Origin of the sequence: Micromonospora sp. NPDC047644 (genome assembly GCF_040704315.1) — a bacterium.
In the GTDB taxonomy this organism is placed as follows: domain Bacteria; phylum Actinomycetota; class Actinomycetes; order Mycobacteriales; family Micromonosporaceae; genus Micromonospora.
The window spans coordinates 127,076-147,823 of the sequence record NZ_JBEYSY010000011.1 but is presented as its reverse complement, the minus strand read 5'-3'; the positions used below and the strand labels follow the sequence as shown (position 1 = coordinate 147,823).

Genomic DNA, 20,748 nt, shown 5'->3' with positions numbered 1-20,748 from the left:
CGACCTTCCACCTTACGCGTGTCGGCGACGGGCATCGGGCACGGTCGGCGGACAGCGCACGGGGCGGTCGGTGATGAACGGACCTTCCCGCCCACGTCCCGCCCGCCCCGTGCATCCCCCCGGTTTGGTTCCCCCGCACGTTCTCGGACCGTCGTCGCGATAACGCTGCGTACTCATAGAGTCACACTGAGGCAGGGCAACGTCAAGCTATTCCGGGAAAGTCGGACTTGTGTCGTTGGCCCGGGTCAGGGTCAGCGCAGCCCGGACGTCGCCACGAACGCCACACCGGCGCCGTCGATCCGCAGCGGCGCTTCCAACGCCGTACCGATGGCCGCCTCGCCGGAGGCCAGCGTCAACGTGCCGGCACCGTCGTCCACGGTGATCGAACCCCCAGCGCAGAGCACCACCCGGGGGCCGGGCAGCGACAGGGTCACCGACGGCACCGCCGCGTCGACCCGGACCCGGTGCAGCGCGAAATCGTCCACCGGCACCGGCCACCAGTCCACCCCCGGGCCGACCGGCTCCGCGGCCCGGACCGGATCGGCGAGCACCTCGAAGCGCAGCACCCGCAACAACTCGTCGACGTCCACCCGCTTCGGGGTCAGACCGCCGCGCAGCACGTTGTCGCTGGCCGCCATGATCTCCACGCCGCAGCCGCTCAGGTAGGCGTGCAGGTTGCCGGCGGGCATCCAGATCGCCTCCCCCGCCTCCAACCGCAGGTGGTGCAACAGCAGCGCGACCAGCGCACCCGGATCCCCCGGGTACGCCGTGGCCAGTCGACGGGTCAGCTCCGCGTCCGGGCCGTCGACCGGCGCCGCCACGACAGCGGCCAGCAGGTCGTGACGCCTGGCGACCGGCCAGCCGAGCAGCGTCCGCACCGCCGTCCGCAACCCCGCCGGCCCGGACCGCAACGCGGCGACCACAGGCGCCAACGCCGGTACGCCGAACGCCGCGAGCGCCTCGGCCGACTCCGCCGGATCCCGGAAACCGCACAGCGCCTCGAACGGGGTGAGCGCGACCAGCAACTCCGGCTTGTGGTGCGGGTCGGAGTAGTTCCGATGCCCGTCGGTGCGTCCCGCCTCCGCGGCGTAGCCGGCCTGCGCCTGCTCGGCGTCCGGGTGGGCCTGCAGGCTCAGCGGAGCGTCGGCCGCGAGCACCTTGAGCAGGAACGGCAGCCGGTTGCCGAACCGCTCGGACACCCGCTGACCGAGCCACTGCCCTGGTTCGTCCCGCACCAGGTCACAGAGGCTGACCCGCAGACCGGCACGATCCACGTGGGCCGGGGCGCCCGGGTGGGCCCCCAACCACAGCTCCGCCTCCGGGCCCGCGCTCGGCACCGCTCGCCCCTGCAGGAGGGCGATGGCTGAGCGCGAGCCCCAGGCGTAGTCCCGGATCGGACCGTACAGTGGCTCCACCCGTCAGCCCCCGGGCCGCCCGGCCGGGTCGCCCGACGTGTCCTGCGGCTGCGGCACCGCGGTGTCGGCCGCGGCACCGGTGCCGGCCTCGGCGGCAGCGGTGCTGTAGACGTCCGGCTCCAGATAGATCACCCGGGCGATCGGCACCGCGGCGCGGATCCGGGCCTCGACGGCGTTGATGCCACGGGCCAGGTCGTGGGCGCTCTCCCACTCCGGAACACCGATCTTGGCGGCCACCATCAGCTCTTCCGGGCCCAGGTAGAGCGTCTTCATGTGGATGATCCGCTCCACCTCGGGGCCGTCGGTGACGGCCCGCTCGATGGCGGCCAACTCGGACGCCTCGGCACCCTCACCGAGCAGCAGGCTCTTCGTCTCGATGGCCAGCACGATGGCGATGACCACCAGCAGGATGCCGATCATCGCGGTGCCGGCGGCGTCCCACCGGCCGTTGCCGGTGATCAGCGTCATGCTGACACCGAAGAGCGCGAACACCAGACCGATCAGCGCGCCGAAGTCCTCCAGGAGCACCACCGGCAGCTCCGGGGCCTTGGCCCGACGGATGAAACGCACCCAGGACTGCGTGCCCCGACTGTGGTTGGACTCCTTGATGGCGGTCCGGAACGAGAACGACTCCAGGACGATCGCCACCACCAGGACCACGACCGGCAGCCAGTGCCAGGACGTGATGCCCTCCGCGTGATCCCACTTGTGGTACGCCTCGTACAGCGCGAACAGGCCACCGATGCTGAACAGCACGATGGACACGATGAACGCGTAGATGTAGCGCTCCCGGCCGTACCCGAACGGGTGTTCCGGGGTGGCCGCGCGCTTGGCCCGCTTGCCGCCGAGCAGCAGCAGGCCCTGGTTACCGGAGTCGGCGACCGAGTGGACCGCCTCGGCCAACATCGACGACGAGCCGGAGAGCAGGAACGCGACGAACTTGGTGACGGCGATGCCGATGTTGGCCAGGAGGGCGGCGATGATCGCCTTCGTCCCACCGTTGGCGCTCATGCCACCGCTCCGCTTCGCCCCGCGAAGCCGACCGGTTTGCGCATGACGCGCCGCCCCCTACGTTCGTTCACTGGTTCGACAGTTCCTTCATCTCGGTGATGGCCGGAACGGCCATCGGGTCCAACCCGTGTGCCAGAGCAAGGTAGATCGAGGCGAAGTCCGGAACGGCGATCAGCGACGCCAGCCGCTCCAGAGCGGAGCCGCCCTCGGCGGTCACCACGTCGCACCGCACGCCACGGCGCTCCGCGAGGGTCTGCACCGCGTCCGCACGGCGCTCCTCGACGGCGAGCGGCTCGTCGGTGTCGTCCTCGGCGTTGAGACCGCCGTCGCGCAGCAGCACCAGCCGCAGCCGGGTGCCCTCGCCGTCGTCCTCGGCCGGGTCGGCGAAGATGTCCCGCTCCCCCTCGGCCAGGCCACCGAACACGCCGTCGAGCAGCCCGACCCGACCCCGCCCGGCCTCACCCAGCGCTCCGGTGACCACCGGGTAGCGGGCGTTCGCCGACAGGGTGTCGCCGAACCGGCGGGCCGCCACCGTGGCCAGCGGGGACGAACCCCAGACGATGGGGATCGAGCCGGCCAGGCCCAGCGCCAGTGACTTCGCCGGGTTGACGAAGGACTCGGCCGCCGATCGGCAGCGGTCGGCGTCCGCGTCGAGCCGGGCCGCGGTCTCGGCCAGGTCCGCCTCGTTGACCTTCACGAGCCCGAGGGAACGGGCGGCCAGCAGGACCGGCACCGTGAGCGCCCAGAGACTGGCCCGGGCCGGGGCACGCCGGGGCACCGGGATGAACGGCGCCCGGGCCTGCTCGGCGATCGACTGCAACCGCGAGTCCGGGGCACCCACGGCGACGAGCCGGGCACCACGGCGGTGGGCCGCCTCGGCGGCGCCGAGTGCCTCCGGGCTACGTCCGGACGCGCTCACCGCGATCACCACGTCGGCCGCGCCCACCCAACCGGGCACGCCGGCGGATCGGTGCCCGATGATCGGGACCGGGCAGCGGGGCCCGGCGACAGTGGCCAGCACGTCCCCGGTACGCCCGGCGGTGCCGATGCCGGCGATCACGACGGCCCGGGGCCGCCCGTCGTCGGCGAGCACCGCGAGGTTCGCCTCGGCCGCCAGCGCGGCGCTCTCGCGAACCTGCGCACCGGCCGACGCCGTGTGCCGGAGCATGCCGCCCGGGTCGGCCTCGGCCAACGCCTGCGGGTTGTCGAGCAGGGCCTCGTCGGCGTCACGACGCCCGCTGACCCCGGCCGTACCGTCGATCATGAGGACTGCCCGGGGCCGCCGCGCGCCTCGTCGAGCAGCAGCACCGGCACGTCGTCGCGGACCTCGAAGATCCGGCCGCACTCCGTGCAGGTCAACGTCTGCGCCTCGGCGTCATAGGTGAGCGGGGCGTGGTGCGTGTCCGGACAGGCAAGGATCTCCAGCAACTGCGGATCCAGGGCCATGGCACGGCTCCTTCCACGTGTACGGCTTGACCGACGGCGGTGCCGACCGGCGCAGGTGATCTTATCGGCGAACGCGGCCGAGCACGTCGTCCCGGAGCGAGACCATCCGATCCCGGGTGGGCGCCTCGACGTTGAGCCGCAGCAGCGGCTCGGTGTTGGAGGCGCGCAGGTTGAACCAGGCGCCGTCGGGGAAACGCAGGGTGAGTCCGTCCATCTCGTCAGCGACAGCATCGGGGTACGCGGCCCGCACCTCGGCCACCGCCGCCGCCTGGTCGGTCACCGTCGAGTTGATCTCGCCGGAGGCGATGTAGCGCTCGTACTCACCGGCCAGCACGGACAGCGGCAGCGACTGCTCACCCAGCGCGGCCAACGTGTGCATCGCCGCGAGCATCCCGGTGTCGGCGAACCAGAAGTCCCGGAAGTAGTAGTGCGCGGAGTGCTCCCCGCCGAAGACGGCGTTGGTGCGGGCCATCTCCGCCTTGATGAAGGAGTGTCCCACCCGGGCGACGACCGGCTTTCCACCGTGCTCCCGGATGATCTCCGCGACGGCGCTGGAGGTGATCAGGCCGTGGATCACCGTGGAACCCGGGTGCTTGGCCAGCTCACGTGCGGCGACGAGGGCGGTGATCGCCGACGGTGAGACCGGTTCGCCGCGCTCGTCCACCACGAAGCACCGGTCGGCGTCACCGTCGAAGGCCAACCCGATGTCCGCCCCGTGCTCGACCACGGCGCGCTGGAGGTCGACCAGGTTCGCCGGGTCGAGTGGGTTGGCCTCGTGGTTGGGGAAGCTGCCGTCCAACTCGAAGTAGAGCGGAACGATCTCCAGCGGCAGCGGCGACAGGGCCGCGTCGCCCAGCACCGTCGGAACGGTGAAGCCACCCATGCCGTTGCCGGCGTCGACGACCACCTTCAACGGCCGGATGCCGGAGAGGTCGACCAGCTTGCGCAGGTAGCCGGCGTAATCGGGGAGCAGGTCGCGCCGCTCGGCGGGCCGGGTCGGCTCTCCGGCGGGACGGCTGTCGCCCGAGTCCAGGAGGGCCTGGGCCCGCTCCCGGATCTCGGTCAGACCGCTCTCCTGGCCGATCGGGCGCGCGCCGGAGCGGCACATCTTGATGCCGTTGTACTGCGCGGGATTGTGGCTGGCGGTGAACATCGCGCCGGGCAGGTCGAGCGAGCCGGACGCGTAGTAGAGCAGGTCGGTGGAGGCGAGGCCGATCTCGATCACCGAGCGGCCCTCGGCGCGTACGCCGGCGGCGAACGCGCCGGCCAGGCCGGGCGAGGTGGCCCGCATGTCGTGCCCGACGACGACGGCGTCGCCCGGCTCGTCGGTGGAGTTGAGCAGTTGGGTGAAGGCGGCGCCCAGTGCCTCGGCGGCCCGTTCGTCCCACTGGTCCGGCACCGTCCCGCGGACGTCGTAGGCCTTCACAATCTGGGACAGATCAGACACGTGTTCCACTCCTTGGCCGCAGGTTAGACACCGATCCTGAGCCTAACGGAGGGCCGGGCCGTCCTCCGCTCAGCCGGGGAGGCGGGGAATGAACACGGTGTGACCGTCACCGTCGGCGGGCGGGTCACCGGGCTTCGGGCGACCGTCGGGCCGGCCCGGCATCGGCTGGGTGGCCTCCGGGGCGGGGGTGTCCGGGCGGGCACCGTACACACCGCCGGTGGCGGGACGCGGTGCCGGCACCGCGCCACCCCAGGTGGCGGGCGGCGGCTGCTGGCCGTACACCTGACCGGGGCGACCGGGCGCGGCCGGCAACCCACCCCCGGCCCGGTAGGTGGTGCCGCCGGGGTTGCCCGGCAGGGTCTCGGGCGCCTCGTCGGAGGGCTTGCGGTCCTGCCGGGAGCGACGGAACAGCAGCACGATGAGCAGCAGTCCGACCGCCACCAGCACGATGCCGAAGTACATGATCGGCGATCCTCCTCCGGACGACTCGGCGGCGGCCGCCGTGGTGTTCGGCGCCGCGGAGACGCCGGTCTGCGCCGCCGGGTTCACCGCCTCGTCGACTGTCGCGGCCTCGGTCGGGCTCGGAGTCGGCGACGGCGTCTTCGACCGCGACGGAGTCGGCGACGGAGTGACCCGCGCTCCGGTCAGCCGCGCCGCGTCGGTGGCATGACCCAGCGTCTGGCCGGAGGCGCTGATGCCCGCGCCCGTGACCACGAGACGGCCGCCCGGCGAGCCCGCCGCGAACGCCACCCGGTAGCGCACCGTGATGCCCTTGCCCTTGCACAGCGTCGGCTTCGCGGGTGACGTCTGCGCGGTCGACACGGTGCCGGTGCCGCCGGTGACGGCCACCGGGAACCAGCGTCCGCCCGCGTTGACCTCGACCGACACCTGGTTCGGCTGGAGACCCGTCAGACTGAAACCCAGCGCGGTACGCAGCAGAACGCAGCCGTCGGTGCGCTTGCGCACCGCGACGTTCACCCCCTGCGCGGAACCACCGGCGGCGAAGCTGCTGGCCGCGCCCACCCGGACCGAGTCCTGATCGGCCAGCGCCGGTGACGCACCGAGCATCACCAGGCCGCCCGCAAGACCGCAGACCGCCGCGAGCCGTGCCGCGCGTCGACGCACTGTCATGATTACCTCGCCGTTCTCCCCGGGTGGGGTCCGCCGGCCAGGCTACTACCGGCCCACCTGTCCCACCGGTCATAGAGCGCCCCGCATGTGTGCGGCGTTACGGTTTACCGCCCCTCCCGACGGCCGGGCTGACCAGCCAATCAGCGCGCGCGGCGCGCGTCCGTGATCCACTCGACTTCACGGAAGTCGGGCGGTCCCACCGCCCCGGATGCCCCGACATCAATGAACCGGAGCCGATCACCCGCGACCCGAGGCACCGAGGCCATCCCCGGCGGCCCCGCCATCCTGGCCACCCCGGGCAGGACCACCGTCGGCCCGGCCCCTGATCGCACCCAGGCCGAGGGCGACGGCAGTGCAGAAGGCGATACCGAAGGCAACGCCACCCTTCGCACCGAACACGGGAATGCCGATCGCCAGACCGATCAGGAGGCCGACCGGCCAGGCCCAGAGAGTGGACCTGACGCCCTGCGTACCAGATTTCGCCATGTGTCGATCTTATGCGGCCCCGCCAAGGCCCCGCCGATCGCTCCGACGCTCAGGCAAGCCCACGCCTACTTCGCTCTCCCGATGTCGGGGTCTGCGCCAGGATCACCGGCCGCGCGAAGCTGCTCCTCGAACATGACAAACGTCCGCTGCCGAATCCCACGAATGAGCGCCTGCTCCTTCGGCGTCTCGTGACGCGCCTCAGCGTCCGCCAGAAGCTCGATCGAACGCACCGTCTCGTAGAGCGCGAAGATCGGCCCTTCACCCTTGAGATAGTGCGCCCGGAACGCCTCGACCTCCTGCACGAAGTCCTCTGCGGTGCGCCGGAATATGTCACCTCCGACATCGAAGACGATTTCGCTGAACAAGTCGTTCTTCTCCTGCCAAGCGCCAGTATCGATCGCGACACGCCAAACCCTGGCGCCGCCGTCGGGCGTCTCCACGATTTTCACCGGCGACTGGTAGTACAGGTAGTAGGACGGGAGCACCAGACCTGGCATTTGGGCCATCAAGCGTTCCCCTCGTAAGTCGACTGCAGCGCTTGCCAAAACAGCTGTTGTTCGCGACGGAGGATCCCGTCGGCAATCGCTCCCTCGCGCCTCGTCAACGCTCGACCTGCGATCCGGGCCAAGGCGTCCACATCGCGGCGCACCTCATACAGCGCATGTTCCCAGACCGCGATCTCGTCGAGTGCCGCCAGGTGCAGGCGAAACTCCGCGAGGTGCCCGTTCCGGGTCCGCAGTACGAGCTGCACATCGCGGTAGCCGCTGTCCTCGGGAGACACGAACCGGTCCTGGCAACTCACGATCATGACGTCAGGGTGGCTACGTATCCGCCCGAGGGCTGCGTAGAGGTCGTCGAGGTTGCGGAACTCGACCTTCGCGGCGGCCAGGTCCAGCAGCTTGGACGCATCGCCCTGGTGTTTGGCCACCTTGTCCTCAGCTCGACGACGATCCTTGGGCTGAGGACGCCAGCCGGGCTCACCGACACGGAGACCATCGACCTGGGCTAGGGATACCGCAAGCTGATTCAGATCGACCTGCGCTTCTACCGCCGCCGAATAGAGACCGTCGAGGTAGCGCTTCCGGTAGCCAGCGTCGTTACGTCTGGCCTCGTCAAACCCTGCCTGCGCCACCGGCCCTCGACGCACCTGGATGCTTGCGCTGATCGTCAACTGCTCGCTGGTGAGGGGTGTCGGCTCTGGTGGGGGCACTTCCCGGCGGTCCGGATCCTGTCGCGTCGCCTCCTGTTGGGCGACGTCGTTCAGTACCTCGGCGAGGACGTCGATTGCCTGCTGATGGCTGGCCAGGTGATACAGGGTCAGCGGACGGGACGTCAGCGACGCCGCGAGTTCAGGCGTGGACTGGATCATGCGCGCCAGGTCCGGCTGCTGCACCAACTGCCGCACCAACTGCTCGGCCAGGTCGGGCTCGTTCGGGGGCGGCTCTCGTCGGGCGGCGTCGAGCATGTCCCGGACCCGGTCGTCGGAGAACAGTCGCACGAGATCCCGTGCCGACGCTTCGTCCAGGCCCGGAACCAGCCGACGAAGGGTGGGGCTGTCGACCGCCGTCGCGAACTCAACGGGAGTCACCCCCGCCACGAAGACGTCGTCCAGGCTGTTGGCCGACAGAACGGCGCGGGCACTGCCGCCATCCGGTGTGGCGCTCGCTGGAACGTCAGCGTCGGGCGACGACGGCGGGGCCGAGCCCGGGCCGTCGAGGAGCAGGTACATCCGGTTGATGTACGGGTCGCCGTGGCCGCCGTCGTCGCGCGTCGGAGGGTGATCCGGCAGGTCGGGCCGTTCGCTGAACCGGCCCCGGGGCAGTCCGCCGAGCGGCATCGGTCGGCCGTCTCCGCTGAGCACCAGCGCGTCGATGCCGACCACGTCGGGGTAGAGCGGCCGGTCCCGGACCACGCCGTTCTGCGGGTCCACGTAGAGCACTGTGCCGTTCTGGTTGAGCGCCACCCAGGCGTGTGAGCCGCCGTGCGCCCACTCGGTGACCAGGAACGAGTAGCTGCCGTGCCCGCCCAGCAGCAGTTGGTCGTGCAGGTTGCGGTAGCCCCGGTCGGCGGCCTGCCGCGCCTGCGCGGAGTCCGTTTGTTGGCCGGGCGCGGGGGCGAGGAGTTTCTGGAAGCGCCCGCCGGTCACGTCCTCCACCCGGCCGGGGCCGCCCGCCTCGCCACGGATGGGGCGCCGGATGTCGCCGTCGAGGTAGCCGTCGAAGGTTCGCGGTGCCGACACGCGGGGACGCCCGTGCACCCACGTCTCGAACAGCGACAGTGTGCAGTCCAGGCAGTTGATGCCCCGGGTGGCGTCGGCCGCGGGACCGCCGTCGTTGAGCAGCCCGAACCAGCCCCCGTGTCGGGGGTCGGCGGTGCGGATGACGGTGCCGTCGGGTCCGCGGGGCATCTGTCGTTCGACGTCGACCTGGTGCAGGGCGAGCGGTGGCCGGAGTCCTCCGGGCTGCCCGTACGGCCGGGAGTCGTCGATCGGCGGCGGATCGTCGTCGCCGGTGAGCCTGGACGGGCCGGTGGTCTCCACCGCGCCGAGCGCGAGCGCGCCCACGTCCCGGTTGGCGTGCTCAAAGGTGGCGCTGATGTCCACGACGGGCGGGGCCGTGGTGCCGGCCAGCACCGCGTCTGCCAGGTCACGCCATTGGGAGTACGCGCGAGCTTCCTCGTTCGCGGCGCGCTGCCAGCCGTCGGCCCACTGCCGGTTGCCGGCCTGGTGCAGTTGGCGGGCGTAGGTGGCGTACTCGACGGCTCGGCGATCGTGCTCCACGGCACGGGTGCGCAGTCGGGCGGCCTCGGCCTGGCGGCGGTTGTTCTCCAACCCGATCCGCAGCGATTCGTAGTGGTCCTGGTAGCGCCGCCGCTCGGCGGCTTCCGCCGCTGCGGCCCACTGCGCCGCGTACGCGTCGTTGGTCTCGGGCTCGCGCACCGACGGGGCACCGAACGCGGCGACGTCGACGGGGATCGACGCCCTTCCCCGGGCGGGATGGTCGGGGGCGCGCACGGGTGCGGGCGTCTGCCGGGTCGGGACACGTGCCGGCACGGTGAACCGACCCACCGCCGGTGGGGTGGAGGCGACCGGCAGCGGCCCGTTGGTGGTCGTCGGGACGCCGAAGGTCATCGGTGCCGCCGGGCCGGGGGCGGTCGTCGGCGCGGAGGGGCCGGTCGCCGGAGACCAGGCGGTCGGTCCGGAGGTGGTGACGTGCGGGGAACTGCCGGAGTGGGTCGGCGGTGCACCGGTGGCAGCCGGCCCGCTGCCGGATTCGAGGGGACCGACCACGGGCGCGGACGCCGACGACAGCCTCGGGTCGGCACCCACCACAGGCCGGCCCGGTTCAGCAGCCGGCGCCGACGTGGCCGGGTCGGTGGTCGTCGGGAGCGTGGGGTCGGCCGTGACCGGGTGCGGTACGGCCGCTCTGTCCCAGAACTGCCCGCCCGTCGACGGTGTGGTCTCGGAAGCGCCCACCGCTGAGTCCATGTCGGGCACCGCAGCAACCGACGTCGGCGAGGAGGTGTGCACGTCGGGCGCGACCGGAGTCGCCGGCCCGGTGCCCCGCGACTGCTCGACAACCGGTGACGTCGGCGCAGCCAACTGGTTCGACGCGGCGACGGCCTCCGTGGCCTGCACCGGAATGCCCGCAGCCGTGACCAGACCACCCGAAGCCACACCACCGGCCGCCCCAGCCGCCCCCGCCGCAGACGGGACCGCGGCAGACGCGGCCGCAGCAGACGCGGCCGCCGAGGAGGCGGACACCCCCGAGGAGGCAGCGCTCCCCGCGACAGGCGACACGGGCGGAAGGGACGGGCCCGTGAACGATGCTCCGGCGAGGGCGTTGGCCTGCGCGTCGAGCCGGGCGCGTAGCGCGTGGTCGGTCTGCGCGGTCGCCGAACCCGTGGCTCCGGACGCGGCGGCGCGCGCCACGTCCTCCATCGAGGTCAGGCCCTGACCGGTGGCCAGGCTCGCCGCGCTGTCGGCGAGCACCTCCCCGGTCATCTCCCGCCCCAGGTGCTCGCCGACCTTCGCCGCCCGCCCGGTGGCGTGCCGGCCCAGGCCGGCCAGCGGTGCCACCGCCCCGCCGGCCAACCCGCCCACCGCCGACGCGCCGAGATCGGTCAGGTCCAGGCCGTGTGCCCGCCCGGTGGAGTTCTGGTACGTCTGGGTGGCCAGGGTGACCCCGGCCTCCTCGGTGGCCTCCTCCAGCCCACCCCGGGCGGCCCGCTTGGCGAGCCCGCGTGCGCCACCTCGGGCGACCTCCTTGGCGGCCCGCTCGCCGGCCTCCTTGAGCCCGTGCTTGAGGGACTTGCTGGCCAGCTGGCCCATCAGCCGCTTGAAGATCTGTTGAACCAGCAGCCGGGTTGCGGTGATCGCCGCCCCGGCGGCCGGGGTTGCCGCCCCGGCGGTCAGCACCGCCGCCACCGCGACGGTGAGCAACTCGATGACCAGGATGCCCAGCTCGATCCAGACTTCCAGCTTGGCGCCCTCGATGTCGCAACCGCACTCCTCGACCAGTCGGCCCAGGTCGGCCGTGACCGCGAGCAGCACAGGCAGCGGGGCGTCGGCGCCCTCGGCTATCCCCCGCCAGGCCGCCTCGAACGCCGCGTCGACAGCTCCGACACCGCCGTACCCGTTGTGCACCTCCACAGCGGCCGTGGCGGCGTCGGCGTGCGGCCCGGCCAGCACGGAGGCGACCGCGTACCACTGGTCGGCGACGTCCCAGACGGCCCGCTCGTTGCCCTCCGGCCACTGCACGCCGACCACCCAGTCGAGAGCCTCGTAGATCCAGCCGGGCACGTCCCACGGGGCGAGGTCCAGGGGGTGCGGAATGGGGCTCGGCAGCACGCTCATCTCGATCGTCGGCCGTCAGCGCCGGTCGGCGGTCCGACCGACCCGGGCGGCGTTGGCCCCGTCGGTCTGCACGCTCGCGTCGACGGCCTCGACCACGTCGCCGCCCAGCTCGGTGAGCCGGTGCCCGACGCCGGCCCAGGCCCGCAGCACGGTCTGCTCGAACCCGCGGTAGTTGCGCTCGAAGGCGGCGCCGATGTCGTCGCGGCCCCAGGGCCGGGCACCGCTGGCGGCCTCGATCGCGCCCCCCTCGGCCGCACGGCGGGCCGTCACGGCCTCGCCGGCGAGCGCCAGATCGGCACCGCCCCGGCGGGCTCGGGACGGATCAAGCCAGAGCTGCCCGTCGGTCATGGCTTCGCCTCACCTGTGCCGAGGACGGCGTCGGCCCGACCGAGCAGCGTCGCGTAGTCGCCGGTCTTGAGGAAGTCCGTCGCCCCGGAGTCGCCCGGCATGCTCTCGGCGACGAGGTCGCGGGTGGCGTCGGCGGCGGCGGTCGCGGCGGCCCGAATCGTCTCGGTGACCTTTCGGCCGAGCGCGTCGGCGTCGCGGTCCCGGTAGATGGCCGGCGTCAGCTCGACCTCGATCAGCTGGCCCTGCGCGCCAACGGTCGCCGTCACCTGCCCGTCGGCCGATCGGCGGGTCACCCGCAGCGCCGCGAGTCGCGTTTGGAGAGTGTCCAAACTGGATCTGAGCTGCTGGTATTGCCCATAGACGTCGTCGAATCGGGCCCGTAGCTCGCGATTGACGCTCCGGTCCGCCTGTTCGTCCACCGCCGCCCTCCCGTCACCGTCGGTAGAGCGAAACAATACCGGCCGCCATCGATCCGCGTAGTCCGGTAGTTTCATAGCGTGATCGACCGTCGACAGGCCGAGCAGCTCGCCGCCACCTGGGCCCGCCGTGACTCGCAGCGTCTCGGCCACGAGTGCACAGCGATGGTCGACGAGTTCGACCTGGGGTGGGTCGTCACGTCCGTCGTGCCCACCGAGGTGCGTACGGTGCCGGGTGACCTGCCGACGACAGTCATCGACAAGCAGACCGGCACTGTCACCACCTGGCCCCGGGTGCCGAGCACTGTGGTGGCGGAGCTCTACCGGCGTAGCCGGCCCTCCGGGCCGACAGCCCCCCGCACCCTCGACCCGTCGAGCCTGCTGGTCCGGGAGATCCATCGGGGTGCCACCCCGAACACCGCCGCGCACCTGACCATCGACGGACGGATCTGGACGGCCCAGGGCACGAAGGCCGACGTGCCACTCAACCACCACCCGCTGGTCCGCGACTATCTCGCCCAGCTGCCGCCCGGTGAGTTGGTTCGCGGCGGGGCGGCGCACGCCGAGCTGATCGTGGTCTCCGACGTCCTGCACGAGTACGACCACCGCCGCGCCGCCGAGGGCATCGCGCCGATGGGGCGGGCCGAGGCGGCGGCGCTGCTGGAGGGGGCCCGCTTCGAGATCTTCCGGGTCCGTGAGCCGGGCGACCCCGCCGGCGGGCCCGCCGAACGGCCTTGTGACTCGTGCATCTCCTTCCTCGTCCGGGCGAACGTCCTGCCGGAGTCGACTCGCGCCTGGACCGAGACGTGGAACGCGCCGGAGGCACCCGACCCCGATCCTGGGCGGTTCCCGGCGGAGGTCGCGAACGCGCTGGTCGCGGCCGGTTGGGAGCCGCACATAGGGGATCAGATCATGGCCGCCGCCGCCGTCCGGGATGTCACGTCGGTGCCGGGGCGCAACCATCGGCACGAGGTCTTCCCCGCCGCGGTGGAGGCGCTCACCGCGTTCCCCAGCCTGGTCGGTGCGCGACGCGGCCGGGGCGAGCAGGTGTGGATCTCCCGTTTCGACATCCGCCCGCACGCCATCGCGCACACCGCCGACACCCTCGCGGACTTCGGCGCGGTGCTGGGCGTACGCCTCTTCCCGATCGGCACCGAGCAGCAGGACAGCATCCTGGCGGTGGACGAACGCGGCCGGGTCTTCGCGCTCGACCAGGCCGGCGACTGGTTCCTCGGCGACACCATCGACGCCGCCCTGACCACCCTGCTGCTCGGCCGCGCACCCGCCCGGGTGCGCGACGACGGCACCTGGCCGGCCGACCCCAGCTGAGGCTGTTCATAAGGACGAGCCGACCGCCCTTCGACACCGCACGCCCGACCTCGGCGCGGGCCCACGCGAGCGCCTTGCCGTTCTCGGCGCTGATCAGGGCAGCGACCTCGCCCGCGCGCTCGCCGAGCCGCCGGGACGGGACGCGACGAAGAAGGGCGCGGGCTCCGTGGCGAGCAGAGCAGCCGAGCATCTGGTCGACGGAAACAGTCGCGACAACCCTTGTCTGCCGCGAATTCAGTAGCCAAGATGGCAGAGAGATTGCGATAACCGCCGCAGAACCGCGCCCCCGGCCCCCTCGGAGTGATCCCTCATGAGTGACCACCAGCAGCTGCGCAACTTCGTCAACGGCTCCTATGTCGACCCGTCCGACGGCGGCTACGCCGATCTGGTCGACCCCTGCACGGGTGAGGTGTTCGCCCAGGCCCCGGTCTCCGGCGCCGCCGACGTGGACGCGGCGTTGAACGCCGCCGCCACCGCCTTCGAGAGCTGGCGGGAGGTCACCCCGGCCGAGCGGCAGCGGGCACTGCTCAAGCTCGCCGACGCCGTGGAGGCGCGCGCCGCCGAGCTGGTCGACGCCGAGGTACGCAACACCGGCAAGCCCCGCCAGCTCACCGCCGAGGAGGAGCTTCCCCCAGCGGTGGACCAGTTCCGGTTCTTCGCCGGTGCCGCCCGGATGTTGGAGGGGCGGTCGGCCGGGGAGTACCTGGCCGGGCACACCTCCTACGTGCGGCGTGAGCCGATCGGCGTCTGCGCCCAGGTCACCCCCTGGAACTACCCGCTGATGATGGCGGTCTGGAAGATCGCCCCCGCGCTCGCCGCCGGCAACACCGTGGTGCTCAAGCCGTCGGACACCACCCCGGTGTCGACGCTGCTGCTGGCCGAGATCGCCGCCGAGTTCTTCCCACCGGGAGTGTTCAACGTGGTCTGCGGCGATCGGGACACCGGTCGTACCCTCGTGTCACACCCCACCCCGCAGCTGGTGTCGATCACCGGCTCGACCCGCGCGGGCATGGAGGTGGCCGCCGCGGCGGCCCCCGACCTGAAGCGCACCCACCTGGAGTTGGGCGGCAAGGCCCCGGTGGTGGTCTTCGACGACGCGGACGTGGCGGCGGCCGCCGAGGCGATCGCGATGGGCGGCTACTTCAACGCCGGGCAGGACTGCACTGCGGCCACCCGGGTGCTGGCCGGCCCCGGCGTCCACGACGACTTCGTGGCGGCGCTCACCGAGCAGGCCCGCACCACGAAGACCGGGGCACCGGACGACGCCGACGTGCTCTACGGCCCCCTGAACAACGCCAACCAGCTCACCCAGGTCAGCGGCTTCGTGGACCGCCTGCCGGACCACGCGGCGATCCAGACCGGTGGGTCCCGGCAGGGCGCACGCGGCTACTTCTACGCTCCGACGGTGGTCTCCGGGCTGCGTCAGGCCGACGAGATCATCCAGGACGAGGTGTTCGGGCCGGTCATCACCGTGCAGCGCTTCTCCGACGAGGACGAGGCGGTGCGCTGGGCCAACGGCGTCGACTACGGCCTGTCCGCGTCGGTCTGGACGCGCGACCACGGTCGGGCCATGCGGATGACCCGTCGACTCGACTTCGGCTGCGTCTGGGTCAACACGCACATCCCGTTCGTCTCCGAGATGCCGCACGGCGGCTTCAAGCACTCCGGTCACGGCAAGGACCTCTCGGTCTACAGCCTGGAGGACTACACCCGGATCAAGCACGTCATGCACAACATCGAGGGCTGACCGGTGAGCGCGAGGAGTGAGCCGGGTCTGCGAGCCCCGCAGCCGCGAACGAAAGGCGGCGCAGTGAGCGCGAGGAGTGAGCCGGGTCTGCGAGCCCCGCAGCCGCGAACGAAAGGCGGCGCGGTGAGCGCGAGGAGTGAGCCGGGTCTGCGAGCCCCGCAGCCGCGAACGGAGAGCGGTGCCGCGCCAACGTCCGAGGAGCTGCACAGGCGGCGCGGCAATGCCGTGGCCCGGGGGGTCGGCAGTGTGATCCCGTCCTACGTGGACAGCGCGTCCGGCGGCACGATCACCGACGTGGACGGCCGGGAGTGGATCGACTTCGCCGCCGGCATCGCCGTGACCAGCGTGGGCAACTCGGCCCCGAGGGTGGTCGAGGCGGTCCGGGCGCAGGTGGAGCGGTTCACCCACACCTGCTTCATGGTCGCGCCGTACGAGTCGTACGTGGCGGTCTGCGAGCAGCTCAACGCGGTGACGCCCGGCGGGTTCGCGAAGCGCTCGGCGTTGTTCAACTCCGGCGCGGAGGCGGTGGAGAACGCCGTCAAGGTCGCCCGGCACGCCACCGGGCGGCCGGCGGTCGTGGTGTTCGACCACGCGTACCACGGCCGGACCAACCTGACCATGGCGTTGACCGCGAAGAACATGCCGTACAAGCACCGGTTCGGGCCGTTCGCCGGGGAGATCTACCGGGTGCCGATGTCGTACCCGCTGCGTGACGGCGGGCTCTCCGGCGCGGAGGCGGCGGGTCGGGCGATCGAGATGATCGAGAAGCAGGTTGGCGCGGAGAACGTCGCCGCGCTGCTCATCGAGCCCATTCAGGGCGAGGGTGGCTTCGTCGTACCCGCGCCGGGTTTCCTGCCCGCGCTGCGCGCGTGGGCGACGGCGGCCGGGGTGGTCTTCGTCGCCGACGAGATCCAGACCGGTTTCTGCCGTACCGGTGACTGGTTCGCCTGTCAGCACGAGGGCGTCGAACCCGACCTGGTGACCCTGGCCAAGGGCATCGCCGGTGGTCTGCCGCTGGCCGCGGTGACCGGTCGGGCCGAGCTGATGGACGCGGTGCACGTCGGTGGGCTCGGCGGCACGTACGGCGGCAACCCGATCGCCTGCGCCGCCGCGCTGGCCACCATCGAGACCATGCACGAGCTGGACCTGGCCGGTGCGGCCCGACGGATCGAGTCGGTGCTGGTCCCCCGGCTGCGGGCCATCGCCGAGCGGGACCCCCGGGTCGCCGAGGTACGCGGCCGGGGCGCGATGCTCGCCGTGGAGCTGGTGCTGCCGGGCACCCTCACCCCCGACCCGGTGGCCACGGCGGCGATCTCGGCGGCCTGTCACGCCGCCGGCCTGCTCACCCTGACCTGCGGCACGTACGGCAACGTGCTGCGCTTCCTGCCCCCGCTGGTGATCTCCGACGAGCAGCTCAACCGGGGGGCGGACATCCTCGACGCCGCCTTCGGCTGAGCGGGCAGGGGCACGCCGTGACCGAGCGGGCAGGGGCCCGGTGTGCGGGCCCCTGCCCCGATGTCAGCGGAGCACCTCGACGGTGTTGCGGCGCACCAGGTTCTTGCCCGGCTCGCGGATCTGCTCCATGGCGGCGGAGTTGAGCAGCACGCAGCTGCCCGACGGGCCGGTCACCGTCACCGTGGTCGCCCGGTTGTTGTCCAGGTTGGTCACCCGAAGCCGGGTGCCCACCGGGAACTGCCCACTGGTCGCCGCCGGTCCGGCCGCCTCCTCGAAGAAGGTGATCGCCCCGGAGCACACCGACTGGGGCGCCGGGCCGGGCGCGCCGGGAGACGCGGCACCGGGACGGACGGTGCCGGGGGCCGGAGCGCCGGCGGGCGGGGCCGCACCGTCGACGCGTTCCACCACGTTGCGGCGGATGACGTTCTTGCCCGGCTCGCGGACCAGCTCCATGGCCGCCGCGTTGAGCAGCACGCAACTGCCCGACGGGCCGGTCACCGTCACGGTGGCCGCCCGGTTGTTGTCCAGGTTGGTCACCCGAAGCCGGGTGCCCACCGGGAACCGGTCGCTGGTCGCCGCCGGTGCCCCGCCCTCCGCCGAGAAGGTGACCGAGCCGGAGCAGACCGAGGACCGTGCGGGGGACGTGTCGGCGAACCCGAAGCTGGTCCCCACCGACACGCCCACCGCGGCGAGCACCGCCACACTCGCTGCCAGCACGTGCCTGCGCTGCACCCTCATCGCCGTCACTCCCGTCCTCGGTGGTGTTTGTTCACCCACCGGTACGGACCGGAGCGTCCTACCGTTCAGCCGGCACGGGTATCGATCGTGTGGCGACCAGGTCGACCGGCCCGTACCGGGCGCTCGGGGCTCCGGTGATCAGCGCCCAGTAACGGTCGCCGTACGACCAGTGCCACCACTCGGTCGGGTAGTTGACCATCCCCACGCCGCCGAGGGCGTCCACCATGATCTGCCGGTGCCGGCGCGCGGCGCCCCCGATCGTCGGCGCGTCGGTGAAGCAGGCGTCGGCGCTGTCCTCCGGGGTGGCGTCGATGGCCGTGCCCAGGTCCAGCTCCACACCGTCGTCGGTGCAGAGCGTCAGGTCCACAGCGCCACCCGTGCTGTGCGGGGCCACCTCGACCGGCGACACGAACTTCGTGGTCTCCCGGTGCAGCCGCTGCGGCGACCAGTCCGGGTGCCGTCGGCGCAGCTCGTCGCGGTAGCCGGTGAAGATGGCCAGTTGCGCCTGGTACGGCCGGTAACCCTCGACCACCAGCAACCGCAGCCCACCGGGCAGGGCACGCTGCGCGGCCAACAGTCGGTCCACGACACCGGCCCGCAACCGGGCGTACGCCCCGGCGGGGTCGGCCGCCCGGCCGTCGAGCCGCAACTCCGGCAGCTCACGCAGGTCGACGAACTCCTCGCCGTCGTCCGCGCTGGGCACCGCCGCCACCCGAGGGTCGGAGAGCAGGATCATCGGGCGCTCCCCACGGTGCCCGTGGGCCGTTCCGCGTGCCGCACCCGGGCCAGCTCGACGAGTCGGTCCACCACCTCCCGGTAGCCGACCCCGACGGCGGCCCACACCTTCGGGTACATCGAGTGCGCGGTGAAGCCGGGCATCGTGTTCAGCTCGTTGACGTACAGCTCGCCGGCCGCCTCGTCAAAGAAGAAGTCGACCCGGGCCAGACCCCAACCGCCGATCGCGGCGAACGCGCGCAGCGACAGCTCGCGGACCCGCGCGGTCACCTCGTCCGGCAGCACGGCGGGAACGATCATCGGGTCGGCGTCGCCGAAGTACTTCTGCTGGTAGTCGAACCAGCCGCCGCTGACCTGCACCTCGCCCACCGCCGACGCCTCGGGACACCAGCCACCGAGCACCGCGCACTCCAACTCCCGGCCGACGACCCCCTGCTCGACCAGGACGAGCTGGTCGTGGCGGAGCGCCTCCTCCACGGCGGCAGCCAGGTCGTCGCCCTCGTCGACGCGGGAGATGCCAATCGACGAGCCCATGCTGGCCGGCTTGACGAACAGTGGCCGGCTCAGTCCGGTCACCAACTTCTCCGGGTCGTCGACCTCCCGGTAGGTGTGCGCGTCGAACGACACGTACGGGGTGACGGGGATGCCCTCGGCGCGCAGCGCCCGCTTCATCGCCACCTTGTTCATGCCGACCGCCGAGGCGAGGATGCCGCACCCGACGTACGGCACGTTCAGTGACTCCAGCAGCCCCTGCACCACACCGTCCTCTCCGTACGGGCCGTGCAGCACCGGGAAGACCACGTCCAGCTCGGCGTGCACCGCGCCGGGGGCGTTGCCGGCGGACACCTGCACGACACCCGGACGCGGACCGGCCCGCAACTCGACGGCCGGCCCGGTGACCACCAACTGGTCGTCGATGGCCCGCTCGCCGGCCGGTCGGTCGCGCAACTCGGCCAGCAGCGCGTCGGGCATCAGCCGGAAGCCGCCGCCGCGGGTGACACCGATGGCCACCGTGCGATAGCCGCCGCCAGCGAGCGCCCGGGCCACCCCGAGCGCGGAGGCACAGGAGACCTCGTGCTCGGCCGACGGCCCACCGAACAGGATGCCGATCCGAAATGGTGCGCTCACGCCGCCACCCCTTCCTCCGCCAGGTCGGCCGATCGCGAGGCCATCAACCGGGCCACCAGCGCCGCCTCCACGTTCCCGCCGGTCAGCACCACGCCGACCGTGCGCTGCCGGTCGATCGCCGACGCGCTCCGGCCTCCGCCGGCCGGTGGAAGCCTCCGGCTTGCGCCGGCCGGTGGGAGCCGGAGGGCGCCGGCCAGGCCCGCCGCCCCGGAGGGCTCGGCGAGCACCTTGAGCTCCGTCAGGATCAGCCGGAACGCCGCCGCGATCTCGTCGTCGTCGACCCGGACGACCCCCCGCAGCGTGTCCCGCACGATGGCGAACGGCAGCTCCCCCACGCAGGACGGCCGCAGCCCGTCCGCGATGGTGGGCGTCGGCGCCACCGGCACGCGTACACCCGCCGCCAGGCTGCGGGCGAGCGAGTCGCAACCCACCGGCTCCACGCCGTACACCTCGATGCCGGAGCCGGCGGCGGCCAGGCACGCGCCGGCAACCCCGCCACCACCACCCACCGGTACGACCAGCGCGTCCAACGGCGTCCCCGCGCGCTCGGCGTCCTCGATCAGTTCCAGGCTCGCGGTGCCCTGCCCGGCGATCACGTCCGGGTGGTCGTACGCGTCGACGACGGGGTGACCGCTCTCGTCGCTGAGCCCGTTGGCCACCGCCACCCGCTCCTCGACGCTGGTGCCGGCGAACACCACCCGCGCCCCCGCCGCGCGCGCCCGGTCGACCTTCGTCGACGCGGCGTCGACCGGCAGCACCACTGTCGCCGCGAGCCCGTGCTGCCGGGCCGCCAACGCCACCGCCACCGCATGGTTGCCGGTGCTCTGCGCGATCACCCCGGTGTGGCCGGCCATCGCGAGGCGGCCGACCGCGCGCAGCGCACCCCGCATCTTGTACGAGCCGCCGTGCTGGAGGTTCTCCGCCTTGAGCAGCACCCGCGCCCCGGCAAGCTCGTCGATCACCGGGGAGCGCAGCACGGGGGTCCGGACCACGCGACGGGTCAGCCAGCGGCCGGCCTCCTCGACGTCGGCCCGGACCTGACCAACTGTGCCTGTCATCGT

18 protein-coding genes are annotated in these 20,748 nt (G+C 72.4%); 3 read left to right on the top strand and 15 right to left on the bottom strand.

Features of this window, described 5'->3' with window-relative positions:
- Window positions 1-251 precede the first annotated feature (251 nt).
- The 11 genes from manA to AB0877_RS19575 form a co-directional block, all read right to left on the bottom strand.
- Entirely contained in the window at window positions 252-1,415 is a 1,164-nt protein-coding gene (gene manA / locus AB0877_RS19625) for a mannose-6-phosphate isomerase, class I (protein ID WP_366610438.1), read from the bottom strand.
- Between the two features lie 3 nt (window positions 1,416-1,418).
- Complete coding sequence (locus AB0877_RS19620) at window positions 1,419-2,426, bottom strand: cation diffusion facilitator family transporter (protein ID WP_366610436.1); 1,008 nt, start codon at window positions 2,424-2,426, stop codon at window positions 1,419-1,421.
- A 67-nt stretch (window positions 2,427-2,493) separates the two neighbouring features.
- Window positions 2,494-3,690: an SIS domain-containing protein gene (locus tag AB0877_RS19615; protein WP_366610435.1), complete on the bottom strand. Its 1,197-nt coding sequence runs from the start codon at window positions 3,688-3,690 to the stop codon at window positions 2,494-2,496.
- Entirely contained in the window at window positions 3,687-3,872 is a 186-nt protein-coding gene (locus AB0877_RS19610; RefSeq protein ID WP_091394023.1) for a Trm112 family protein, read from the bottom strand. Before AB0877_RS19610 ends, AB0877_RS19615 begins: the two co-directional genes overlap by 4 nt.
- Window positions 3,873-3,933: 61 nt before the next feature.
- Window positions 3,934-5,319 (bottom strand): phosphomannomutase/phosphoglucomutase, encoded by a 1,386-nt coding sequence (locus AB0877_RS19605; RefSeq protein WP_366610433.1) that lies wholly within the window; start codon window positions 5,317-5,319, stop codon window positions 3,934-3,936.
- A 69-nt stretch (window positions 5,320-5,388) separates the two neighbouring features.
- Complete coding sequence (locus tag AB0877_RS19600) at window positions 5,389-6,450, bottom strand: hypothetical protein (protein ID WP_366610431.1); 1,062 nt, start codon at window positions 6,448-6,450, stop codon at window positions 5,389-5,391.
- 237 nt (window positions 6,451-6,687) lie between these two features.
- Complete coding sequence (locus AB0877_RS19595; protein ID WP_366610430.1) at window positions 6,688-6,936, bottom strand: hypothetical protein; 249 nt, start codon at window positions 6,934-6,936, stop codon at window positions 6,688-6,690.
- 65 nt (window positions 6,937-7,001) lie between these two features.
- On the bottom strand, window positions 7,002-7,442 hold the full coding sequence (locus tag AB0877_RS19590; RefSeq protein WP_366610428.1) for a hypothetical protein: 441 nt from the start codon (window positions 7,440-7,442) through the stop codon (window positions 7,002-7,004).
- On the bottom strand, window positions 7,442-11,791 hold the full coding sequence (locus AB0877_RS19585; RefSeq protein WP_366610426.1) for a toxin glutamine deamidase domain-containing protein: 4,350 nt from the start codon (window positions 11,789-11,791) through the stop codon (window positions 7,442-7,444). The genes AB0877_RS19590 and AB0877_RS19585 overlap by 1 nt, the downstream gene beginning before the upstream one ends.
- Window positions 11,792-11,806: 15 nt before the next feature.
- Window positions 11,807-12,139 (bottom strand): hypothetical protein, encoded by a 333-nt coding sequence (locus AB0877_RS19580; RefSeq protein WP_366610425.1) that lies wholly within the window; start codon window positions 12,137-12,139, stop codon window positions 11,807-11,809.
- The gene (locus AB0877_RS19575; RefSeq protein WP_366610423.1) at window positions 12,136-12,558 is read right to left on the bottom strand and encodes a YbaB/EbfC family nucleoid-associated protein; all 423 of its coding nucleotides are present in this window, start codon (window positions 12,556-12,558) and stop codon (window positions 12,136-12,138) included. The genes AB0877_RS19580 and AB0877_RS19575 overlap by 4 nt, the downstream gene beginning before the upstream one ends.
- A gap of 78 nt (window positions 12,559-12,636) precedes the next feature.
- Here AB0877_RS19575 and AB0877_RS19570 point away from each other — a divergent pair, with 78 nt between their 5' ends.
- The 3 genes from AB0877_RS19570 (at window position 12,637) to gabT (ending at window position 17,086) form a co-directional block, all read left to right on the top strand.
- Complete coding sequence (locus AB0877_RS19570) at window positions 12,637-13,884, top strand: SUKH-3 domain-containing protein (RefSeq protein WP_366610422.1); 1,248 nt, start codon at window positions 12,637-12,639, stop codon at window positions 13,882-13,884.
- A 310-nt stretch (window positions 13,885-14,194) separates the two neighbouring features.
- Complete coding sequence (locus tag AB0877_RS19565) at window positions 14,195-15,631, top strand: gamma-aminobutyraldehyde dehydrogenase (RefSeq protein WP_366610420.1); 1,437 nt, start codon at window positions 14,195-14,197, stop codon at window positions 15,629-15,631.
- Between the two features lie 147 nt (window positions 15,632-15,778).
- Window positions 15,779-17,086 carry a 4-aminobutyrate--2-oxoglutarate transaminase gene (gene gabT / locus AB0877_RS19560; RefSeq protein WP_366610620.1) on the top strand — a complete coding sequence of 436 codons (1,308 nt, stop codon included), beginning with the start codon at window positions 15,779-15,781 and terminating at the stop codon, window positions 17,084-17,086.
- Between the two features lie 63 nt (window positions 17,087-17,149).
- Here gabT and AB0877_RS19555 read toward each other — a convergent pair whose 3' ends face one another.
- The 4 genes from AB0877_RS19555 to AB0877_RS19540 are packed head-to-tail and all read right to left on the bottom strand — an operon-like array spanning window position 17,150 to window position 20,745.
- Complete coding sequence (locus AB0877_RS19555; RefSeq protein WP_366610419.1) at window positions 17,150-17,824, bottom strand: hypothetical protein; 675 nt, start codon at window positions 17,822-17,824, stop codon at window positions 17,150-17,152.
- 58 nt (window positions 17,825-17,882) lie between these two features.
- Window positions 17,883-18,560: a M15 family metallopeptidase gene (locus tag AB0877_RS19550; RefSeq protein ID WP_366610418.1), complete on the bottom strand. Its 678-nt coding sequence runs from the start codon at window positions 18,558-18,560 to the stop codon at window positions 17,883-17,885.
- Window positions 18,557-19,687 (bottom strand): D-alanine--D-alanine ligase family protein, encoded by a 1,131-nt coding sequence (locus AB0877_RS19545; RefSeq protein ID WP_366610417.1) that lies wholly within the window; start codon window positions 19,685-19,687, stop codon window positions 18,557-18,559. Before AB0877_RS19545 ends, AB0877_RS19550 begins: the two co-directional genes overlap by 4 nt.
- Complete coding sequence (locus AB0877_RS19540; RefSeq protein WP_366610415.1) at window positions 19,684-20,745, bottom strand: pyridoxal-phosphate dependent enzyme; 1,062 nt, start codon at window positions 20,743-20,745, stop codon at window positions 19,684-19,686. The genes AB0877_RS19545 and AB0877_RS19540 overlap by 4 nt, the downstream gene beginning before the upstream one ends.
- Between the last annotated feature and the right edge of the window lie 3 nt (window positions 20,746-20,748).

Coding starts and splice junctions, on each gene's coding strand:
- AB0877_RS19595 (WP_366610430.1), bottom strand. CDS start 6,936: ATGGCGAAATCTGGTACGCAGGGCGTCAGGTCCACTCTCTGGGCCTGG.
- AB0877_RS19565 (WP_366610420.1), top strand. CDS start 14,195: ATGAGTGACCACCAGCAGCTGCGCAACTTCGTCAACGGCTCCTATGTC.
- AB0877_RS19620 (WP_366610436.1), bottom strand. CDS start 2,426: ATGAGCGCCAACGGTGGGACGAAGGCGATCATCGCCGCCCTCCTGGCC.
- AB0877_RS19615 (WP_366610435.1), bottom strand. CDS start 3,690: ATGATCGACGGTACGGCCGGGGTCAGCGGGCGTCGTGACGCCGACGAG.
- AB0877_RS19585 (WP_366610426.1), bottom strand. CDS start 11,791: ATGAGCGTGCTGCCGAGCCCCATTCCGCACCCCCTGGACCTCGCCCCG.
- AB0877_RS19550 (WP_366610418.1), bottom strand. CDS start 18,560: ATGATCCTGCTCTCCGACCCTCGGGTGGCGGCGGTGCCCAGCGCGGAC.
- AB0877_RS19600 (WP_366610431.1), bottom strand. CDS start 6,450: ATGACAGTGCGTCGACGCGCGGCACGGCTCGCGGCGGTCTGCGGTCTT.
- AB0877_RS19580 (WP_366610425.1), bottom strand. CDS start 12,139: ATGACCGACGGGCAGCTCTGGCTTGATCCGTCCCGAGCCCGCCGGGGC.
- AB0877_RS19610 (WP_091394023.1), bottom strand. CDS start 3,872: ATGGCCCTGGATCCGCAGTTGCTGGAGATCCTTGCCTGTCCGGACACG.
- AB0877_RS19540 (WP_366610415.1), bottom strand. CDS start 20,745: ATGACAGGCACAGTTGGTCAGGTCCGGGCCGACGTCGAGGAGGCCGGC.
- AB0877_RS19590 (WP_366610428.1), bottom strand. CDS start 7,442: ATGGCCCAAATGCCAGGTCTGGTGCTCCCGTCCTACTACCTGTACTAC.
- AB0877_RS19555 (WP_366610419.1), bottom strand. CDS start 17,824: ATGAGGGTGCAGCGCAGGCACGTGCTGGCAGCGAGTGTGGCGGTGCTC.